Raw genomic sequence first — 7874 nt, 5'->3', positions numbered from 1 at the left:
GCGGTGGAGTCGACGATCATCTGCTTGTAGCCCTGGTCTGCGTTGGCCTCTTCGGTGGCGATGAACGCGGAGCCGACGTAGGCGAGGTCGGCGCCTGCGGCCTGCGCGGCGAGGACCGAGCGGCCGTGGGCGATGGAGCCCGACAGCAGGACCGGCCCGTCGAACCATTCGCGGATCTCCTGGATCAACGCGAACGGCGACAGGGTGCCCGCGTGTCCGCCCGCGCCGGCCGCGACGGCGATGAGGCCGTCGGCGCCCTTCTCCACGGCCTTCTTCGCGAATTTGTTGTTGATGACGTCGTGGAGGACGATGCCGCCGTAGCTGTGGATGGCCTCGTTGACGTCGGCGCGGGCGCCGAGGGACGTGATGACGATCGGGACCTCGAACTCGACGATGGTCGCGAGGTCCTCGTCGAGGCGGTCGTTGCTCTTGTGGACGATCAGGTTGACCGCGTACGGCGCGGACGGTGTCTCCGGGTTGTTGGCGTCGTGTTTGGCGAGTTCTTCGGTGATGCGGGTGAGCCATTCACGCAGGACGGGCTGCGGGCGGGCGTTGAGCGAGGGGAACGATCCGACGATGCCCGACGTCGACTGGGCGATCACCAACTCGGGACCCGAGACGATGAACATCGGGGAGGCCACAGCCGGCAGGCGCAGGCGATCGGACAGCACGGAGGGTAGAGACATCGGTTCTCCTGATGAGGGGGAGTCTTCTGATGCAAGCACTTCCAGGTCCGACCAGTTCAGCACGCAGTCCGGGCGTGGACAAAGACACATCGCTGATGGTCCGGTTAATCGGAACCTATGACACTCGGCGGTAACCATAGGTTTCACCTCATCCGGTGTATCCCAGAACGACATTGCGGCGGAACGTCCCCGGTGATCGACTGGCTGGGCGGCACGGCGTCGACCACTCCGGCGTGCGCCGAGAACCGCGCCGACGTCTGGAGCCGCGTATGAGCATCGAAACCGTCACCTCGACCACAGGCACCGAATCCGCCGAACGCGACGTTCTGATCAGCCGGGACGGCGCGGTCGCGACGATCACCCTGAACCGGCCCGCACGGCGCAACGCCATGACCCTCGACTCGTGGATCGCGCTGCGCGAGGCGCTCGGCGAACTCGCCCTCGACGACGCCATCCATGTCGTGGTCCTCACCGGCGCGGGCGACGACTTCTGCACCGGCGCAGACCTCGACAAGCGCACCCCCATGCACCCGCTGAACCGCATGCGCCAGATCAACGCGACGGCGCTGGCGGTCGCCGAGTTCCCCAAGCCGCTGATCGCGAAGGTTCGCGGCTACGCCGTGGGAGCCGGCTGGAACCTGGCGCTGCTGTGCGACCTGCTCATCGCCTCGCGCGACGCGCAGTTCAGCCAGATCTTCGCCAAGCGCGGCCTGTCGGTGGATTTCGGCGGCTCGTGGCTCCTGCCGCGCATGGTGGGACTACACCGCGCGAAACGTCTGGTCATGCTCGCCGAGATGATCGACGCCGAGCAGGCGGATGCGCTGGGACTGGTCAGCGAGCTCGTCGAGCCGAACGAATTGGATGCCACGGTCGCCCGGTTCGCGTCCCGTCTCGCGGCGGCGCCGACGGTGGCCGTCATGCAGTCGACGCGCCTGATCGAGGACGGCACGACGTCGTCGCTGCGGGACGCACTCGAGAACGAGGCGCGTTCGCAAGCGGTCAACTTCGCGACCGACGCTCCGGCCGCACTTCGCGCATTCATCGAGAAGCGTCCCCCTGCGTTCAGCGGCGAGTGGCAGGTGCAGCAACCGTGATGGTCGGGCCGTCGATCGCACAGAAGCTGTGGCACAGCCGAGTGACGATCCGCGGCCCGCGTTCGGGATCGAACCACCGATCTATGTGCGCCCAGTGATAGGGGTGTGTCATATACGGCCCGAGCAGCCCGTCCAGGTTCGCGTACTCCTGCTCCCAGACGTGGGTCCACCGCGCGGAACCGGCCGATTCCTGCACCCGGCTCAGCTGCGAGGTCCCGATCGTGCGGATGTGGGTCGGCATCGCCCGCATCTCGGATTCGAAGCGCTCCACCACCGCCGGGTCGACCGAATCGTCCACTGAGACAAACAGCGTCCGGTAGACGGTCGGTTCGAAATGACCTGGGGCTGGAGTGGGCACGCCCGTGTAACCGACGCTGTCGATGTGCCCGATCTCGGGGATGCGTAGCTGTGCGATGATGCCTGGTTCGACAGCGCGCCAGTGGGATTCGTCGTCGAAGTGCAGGTGCGCGATCACGTCGCCCCCGTTGATTCCGCCGGGCAGGGTCGGAGTCACGAGAACGCGCCGGGCCGTGGGCGCAGCGATCTCGCGCAGCCTGCCGGCCAACGCCGCACCGGTGGAGGCATCCGCGTCGGCGACGAGGTGAACGAGCTTGGTCACCTTAAACATCAGTCATCGCCGCCACGTCCGCGGGCGAGCAGGAGACGGTGCGTCGCCGGGTGGTGAGGAACTCGTCGGCATCGGCCCACCAGTTGAGCACCTCCGCATCGTGGCGTGCGAGAAGACTCTGCCGCCACCACGCGCGAGCGCCCCGCAGAGTCCAGCTGACGGTCAGGGTGTTCGACTGGTCCTCCAGCCATACCGGCGGGGAGACGAGCACGCGGTCGAGGGTCAGGCCACGCGCAATCGCGCCGGGCACATAGCGCTCCAGGTAGTCGGCGAGAAACGCGCGAGCCTGCCCGGGCTCGGCCACCATCTCGTCGACGATGTACACGATCGACTCGGCCGATGCCATCGGCGCTCCCTTCTTCCCCCCACCAGGACGGTAGGGGGAAGTAGGAAGCGCTCCACAGGGTTGCTTCCACCCAGCGGGAGAAAAACGCTAGGTCGTCGCGGCGGCGAGTTGCTCACGCAGCTTCGTCTTGAGGATCTTCCCGGCCGCCGACGTCGGCAGCTGCTCGACCACCACGACGTCGCGAACCTTCTTGTACGGCAGCACCCGCTCGGCGACGAACGAGGACACCGCATCCGGATCGATCGTCACGTCCGGCATCGGCACCACGAACGCCACCGGCTCCTGCCCGACGCTGCCGGCCTCCCTGCCGACGACGGCAGCCGAGGACACGTCCGGATGCGAGACCAGAATCTCCTCGAGCTCACGCGGATACACGTTGTAGCCCTTGTAGATCAGCATGTCCTTGGTGCGGTCGCAGATGAACAGGTACCCGTCCTCGTCCAGGTAGGCGATGTCACCGGTGTCGAGCCAGCCGTCGACGTACTGCTGCGCCGTGATCTCCGGATGGTTCAGGTAGCCGTCCGTGACCTGCGGGCCGCGGACCCACAACTTGCCGCGGGTGCCGGCCTCCAGCACGGCGCCGGAGTCGTCCTGGGCACGGATCTGCACCTCCGTGTCGAACACCGGCAGCCCCACGCTGCCGAGCTTGTACGCGACAGAGCCGGTCAACGGTGCGGAGGCGACCAGGCAGGTGCCCTCCGTCAGCCCGTACCCCTCGACCACGCTCGCCGACGGGAACGCCCGGACCAGCGCCTCGAGCGTCACATGATCGATCGGCGCCGCACCCGACGACACGACCCGCACCGAGTCGGTGTCTCGAACGACGGCGTCGGGGTGGGTGGCGACGGCATGCCACATTGCCGGACTGCCGGTGATGTACGTGGCGCGGTGCGTCTCGATCAACTCCAGCATGCGGCCCGGCTCGAACCGCCCGGCGAACACCTGGGTCGCCCCGCACAGCAGGAGGAACGACATGTTGATCAGCGCGTGCGCGTGGAACAGCGGCGACACGACGACGGTCGCTCCGGCGCCGGGCACCACACCGCGGTCCCCGAGACTCTCGACGGGTCGCAGTTCGATCCCGCCGTCGGCGGTGGCGCGCACCTCGTGGCCCGCCCGCCAGGCGATCATCTGGGTCACGTTGGCGAGAACGTTGCGGTGCAGTACCCGCACACCTTTGGACAACCCGGTGGTGCCGCCCGTGTAGGCGAGGTGGGCGACGTCGTCCCCGGACACCTTCGGGGTGAACGGTGCGGTGGCGTACCCGCGGACGAACTCCTCGAACCCGAACTGACCGCGACCGACGCCCGCGGGGAGGCCGGCCACGACGATGGTGCGGACGGTGGTGCCGCTCGCCGCCTCGGTGAGAGTGTCCAGTTGTGCCGGCTGGGTGACGGCGGCGACCGCCTCCGTGTCGACGATCTGCGAGCGCAGGCCGGGTCCGGGTTGCAGCGGGTTGACCAGGGTGACGGTCGCGCCGGCCCGCAGTGCGCCGTAGTAGGCCACGACGAATTCGATGCAGTTGCCGAGGTGCAGGAGCACCACGTCGCGTTCGGTCACCCCCGCGTCCCGCAGGGCGGCGGCGAACGCGCCCGACCGCTGGTCGAGCTCGCGGTAGGTGCACACCGTGTCGCCGTCGACCACTGCGGCCTTGTCTCCGTACAGGTCCGCCATGGCGGACGGAAACGCCGCCAACGTCAGGTCGGGGTAATGCAGTACCGGTGCAGCAGAATTCACGTTCGGTCCCTTACTCGTCAGCGAGGTGCCATGCGGATGGCACCGTCCAGGCGGATGGTCTCGCCGTTGAGGTAGCCGTTCTCGAGGATCTGGCAGGCGAGCTGCCCGAACTCGCTGGGCTTGCCCAGACGCGACGGGCCCGGCACCGACTTCTCCAGCGACGCGCGCACGTCGTCGCGCAGCCGGGCGAGGAGCGGGGTGTCCATGATTCCCGGCGCGATGGTGCACACCCGGATGTTGCGGCTGGCGAGGTCACGGGCTGCGGTGACCGTCATGCCCACGATGCCGGCCTTCGATGCGGTGTAGTTGATCTGGCCGATCTGACCCTCGAAGGCGGCGACGGACGCCGTCAGCACGACCGCGCCGCGCTCGCCGTCGATCTCCTCCTGCCGCGCGATCCGTTCCGCGCCGAGGCGCAGGGCGTTGAACGAGCCGACGAGGTTGAGCCGGATCACGAACTCGAAGTCCTCGACGGAGCCTGCCTTGCCGTCGGAGTCGAGGATGCGCATCCGGCGTCCCGCCCCGGCGCAGTGCACGATGCCGCGCAGGCCACCACGGTCGTCGGCGACGTCGAGTGCGGCCGCGAACTGCTCGGAATCGGTGACGTCGGCGGGAGCGAACTGGGCGGCGCTGCCCAGTTCCTTCGCCGCCGCCTCCCCGTCGGAGTTCGGGAGGTCGATGAGCGTGACCTGAGCGCCTGCGTCGACGAGGCGGCGTGCCGTCGCGAGTCCGAGACCGGACGCGCCGCCGGTGACCGCGGTCGAGATTCCCTTGAGTTCCATCGTGCGGGTGTTCCCTTCGAAAAGTGTTGTCGGATCAGAGAAGTTCGAGGATGGTGGCGTTGGCGAGGCCGCCCGCCTCACACATGGTCTGCAGTCCGTACCGGATGCCGTTGTCCCGCATGTGGTGGACGAGTCGGGTCATGAGGATCGCGCCGGAACCGCCGAGCGGGTGACCGACGGCGATGGCGCCACCGAGCGGGTTCAGCCGGTCCGTCGCGGCGCCGGTCTCCGCCTGCCACGCCAGCGGGACGGGAGCGAAGGCCTCGTTCACCTCGAATGCGCCGATGTCGTCGATCTTCAGTCCGGACCGGGACAGTGCCTTCTCCGTCGCGGCGATGGGTCCGGTCAGCATGATCACCGGGTCGTCGCCGGCAACGGCACAGGTGTGGATGCGGGCCATCGGGGTCAGACCGAGTTGCGCGGCCTTCTCGCTCGTCGTGACGAGCAGCGCACCGGCGCCGTCGGAGATCTGCGAGGAGTTGCCGGCGTGGATCACGCCGTCCTCCTCGAACACGGTCTTCAGCTTGCCGAGAGACTCTAGCGTGCCGCCGCGGCGGATCCCCTCGTCCCCGGCGAGGACGTCGGAGAGCGGTGCGAGTTGCCCGTCGAATGAGCCCCGGTCCGCGGCGTGCGCGGCGAGTTCGTGGGATCGCAGCGCGTATTCGTCGAGCACCTGACGGGAGAGCCCCCACTTCGCGGCCATCATCTCGGCGCCGGTGCCCTGGCTGAACCCGTCGACGCCGTACCGGTCGAGGACGGCCGCCGGGAAGTGCTCGCCGTTCTTGCTGGCGCTGCCCATGGGAACCCGGCTCATGGACTCCACACCACCGGCGACGACGACGTCCTCGTGGCCGGCGATCACGGCGGCGGCGGCGAAGCTCACGGCCTGCTGGCTCGATCCGCACGCCCGGGTGAGCGTGGTGCCCGGGACCGTCTCCGGCCAGCCGGCGGCGAGGACGGCGGTGCGGGCGACGTTGCCTGCCTGCTCCCCCACCTGGCTGACACAGCCCCAGACGACGTCGCCGATCTCCTCCGGGGAGAGATTGGTGCGCGCCACGAGGGCCTCGAGGACGTGCGCCGACAGATTTGCGGGGTGGATTCCGGACAGGGAACCGCCACGCCGCCCGATGGGCGTGCGGACGGCGTCGACGATCACTGCATCGCGCATGGTGTGTTCCTTCGATCTGAGGGGGTCACTCGAATCAATCACGGGCGATGTCGTCGGCACAACGACTTTCGGCCGATCAGAGGGTTAGTTCGTGCCTATGTCCGCAGCGTCACCCCGGACGAGTTTCTTGTCGCGCTCGGGGTTCGCGAAGACCAGGGCGCCGACGGCGCAGACGGCGGCGACGAGTCCGAGCGACTGGAACGCGGTGGCGTAGCCCTCGGCGGGCGAGGCAGCCGCGTCGACGATCAGACCCGTCGCGTAGGGGGCGACGAGGCCGCCGATCGCCATGACGGCGAGGAAGACGCCCAGGGTGCCCGCGGTCTGACGGGGCGGGCAGATCTCCGAGATCGCCGCGTTGAGCAGCGGGAACACCGACGCGGCGAAGCCGTAGCCGACGGAGACGACGAGGACGGCGACGGCGGGTGCGGTGATGGACGGGAGTGCCAGCAGGATCGCTCCGCAGATCAGCACCCCGACTGCGGGGACGATGACGCGGACGACGCGGGACGTCGAGCCGCGTGCGAGCAGACGGTCGCCGATCACGGACGAGAGCAGCATCAGGATCAGCCCGGCGATGCTCGGGAACGCGAACATGGAACCGGCCTGGAGGCGGCTGTATCCGAGGCCCACCTCGAAGTACGAGGGCAGCCACGTCAGAACCACGGCGACCAGCGCGTACACGCTCATGACGAGAAGCGCGCCGCTGATGAACGTCCGGGTCCGGAAGATGCGACCCCACGGCACCGCCGGTTCGCCCGCGTCACCGGAGGCCGCGGAATCGGCGCCCTTGCCGCTGCGAATGTACGGGCCCTCGCTCCAGACGGTCAGCCACACGACGCACCACAGGACCCCGATGACCGCCAGCGCGACCAGCGCGTAGCGCCACCCGAACGTGACGGTCACGAATGCGAGAGCAGGCGCGACGGCGATCTTGGCGATGGACGCGGCACCGGCGAGCAGAGCGCTCGGCAGTCCGCGCTTGGCGGGTGCATGCCACGAGTACGCCGCCGTGTGGAGCAGCGCGGAACTCGGCCCCTCCGCGAGCCCGAGCAGCAGGCGGCTGACCAGCAGCACCGCGAAAGACGCGACGACCACGAGCGGGAGTATCGCGACGGACCAGGCGATCGCGAGCAGCAGCAGCGCCCACCGTAGCGACATCCAGCGATTCAGCGCGCCGGCGAAGAATCCGCCGACGGTGAAGGTCAGGAAGAAGAGGCTTCCCACCAGCCCGATCTGCGAGGCACTCAGTCCCAGCTCGTGGGCGAGGGGTTGGGCGATGATGCCGAGGACGGCCTTGTCGGCGTAGTTGACGACGTAGAGCAGCACGAGGAGCCCGGTCAGGCCCCAAGCGCGGCTGCGGGACTCGGAACCGATGGCGACGGTCCGGTCGAGGATGGCAGTGGAGCGGGTCACGTGGTGATCCCTTCGGAAGC

General features: G+C 68.7%; 8 protein-coding genes. 1 reads left to right on the top strand and 7 read right to left on the bottom strand.

Going from position 1 to position 7874, the window contains the following annotated elements:
- Positions 1 to 686 (bottom strand): NAD(P)H-dependent flavin oxidoreductase (locus ACNJ7E_RS09100; protein ID WP_418339659.1); only part of this gene is annotated, 686 nt, incomplete at its 3' end.
- Between the two features lie 269 nt (positions 687 to 955).
- Between ACNJ7E_RS09100 and ACNJ7E_RS09095 the strand changes: the two genes are divergently transcribed.
- Positions 956 to 1780 carry an enoyl-CoA hydratase/isomerase family protein gene (locus tag ACNJ7E_RS09095; protein ID WP_418339658.1) on the top strand — a complete coding sequence of 275 codons (825 nt, stop codon included), beginning with the start codon at positions 956 to 958 and terminating at the stop codon, positions 1778 to 1780.
- Here ACNJ7E_RS09095 and ACNJ7E_RS09090 read toward each other — a convergent pair.
- The 6 genes from ACNJ7E_RS09090 to ACNJ7E_RS09065 all read right to left on the bottom strand — a co-directional run bounded on the left by ACNJ7E_RS09090 (position 1749) and on the right by ACNJ7E_RS09065 (position 7854).
- Complete coding sequence (locus tag ACNJ7E_RS09090; protein WP_418339657.1) at positions 1749 to 2408, bottom strand: Dabb family protein; 660 nt, start codon at positions 2406 to 2408, stop codon at positions 1749 to 1751. The two genes, ACNJ7E_RS09095 and ACNJ7E_RS09090, sit on opposite strands and share 32 nt — an antisense overlap.
- A complete protein-coding gene (locus ACNJ7E_RS09085) occupies positions 2401 to 2754 on the bottom strand; it encodes a hypothetical protein (RefSeq protein WP_280780384.1) in 354 nt (117 codons plus the stop codon). The genes ACNJ7E_RS09090 and ACNJ7E_RS09085 overlap by 8 nt, the downstream gene beginning before the upstream one ends.
- An 87-nt stretch (positions 2755 to 2841) precedes the next feature.
- Positions 2842 to 4491 (bottom strand): class I adenylate-forming enzyme family protein, encoded by a 1650-nt coding sequence (locus ACNJ7E_RS09080; protein ID WP_418339656.1) that lies wholly within the window; start codon positions 4489 to 4491, stop codon positions 2842 to 2844.
- Positions 4492 to 4508: 17 nt separating this feature from the next.
- Positions 4509 to 5273 carry an SDR family NAD(P)-dependent oxidoreductase gene (locus ACNJ7E_RS09075; protein ID WP_005261389.1) on the bottom strand — a complete coding sequence of 255 codons (765 nt, stop codon included), beginning with the start codon at positions 5271 to 5273 and terminating at the stop codon, positions 4509 to 4511.
- A 34-nt stretch (positions 5274 to 5307) separates the two neighbouring features.
- Positions 5308 to 6441, bottom strand: a complete 1134-nt coding sequence (locus ACNJ7E_RS09070) for a thiolase family protein (protein ID WP_418339655.1) — start codon at positions 6439 to 6441, stop codon at positions 5308 to 5310.
- An 84-nt stretch (positions 6442 to 6525) separates the two neighbouring features.
- Positions 6526 to 7854: an MFS transporter gene (locus tag ACNJ7E_RS09065; RefSeq protein WP_005251536.1), complete on the bottom strand. Its 1329-nt coding sequence runs from the start codon at positions 7852 to 7854 to the stop codon at positions 6526 to 6528.
- Between the last annotated feature and the right edge of the window lie 20 nt (positions 7855 to 7874).

It is taken from the genome of Rhodococcus mengyinensis (assembly GCF_048381435.1).
GTDB classification, from domain to species: Bacteria; Actinomycetota; Actinomycetes; order Mycobacteriales; family Mycobacteriaceae; genus Rhodococcus_F; species Rhodococcus_F opacus_D.
Note: the sequence above shows the minus strand (reverse complement) of the source record. Positions and strands in the feature narration are given on the sequence as shown.

Coding starts and splice junctions, on each gene's coding strand:
- ACNJ7E_RS09095 (WP_418339658.1), top strand. CDS start 956: ATGAGCATCGAAACCGTCACCTCGACCACAGGCACCGAATCCGCCGAA.
- ACNJ7E_RS09090 (WP_418339657.1), bottom strand. CDS start 2,408: ATGTTTAAGGTGACCAAGCTCGTTCACCTCGTCGCCGACGCGGATGCC.
- ACNJ7E_RS09085 (WP_280780384.1), bottom strand. CDS start 2,754: ATGGCATCGGCCGAGTCGATCGTGTACATCGTCGACGAGATGGTGGCC.
- ACNJ7E_RS09075 (WP_005261389.1), bottom strand. CDS start 5,273: ATGGAACTCAAGGGAATCTCGACCGCGGTCACCGGCGGCGCGTCCGGT.
- ACNJ7E_RS09070 (WP_418339655.1), bottom strand. CDS start 6,441: ATGCGCGATGCAGTGATCGTCGACGCCGTCCGCACGCCCATCGGGCGG.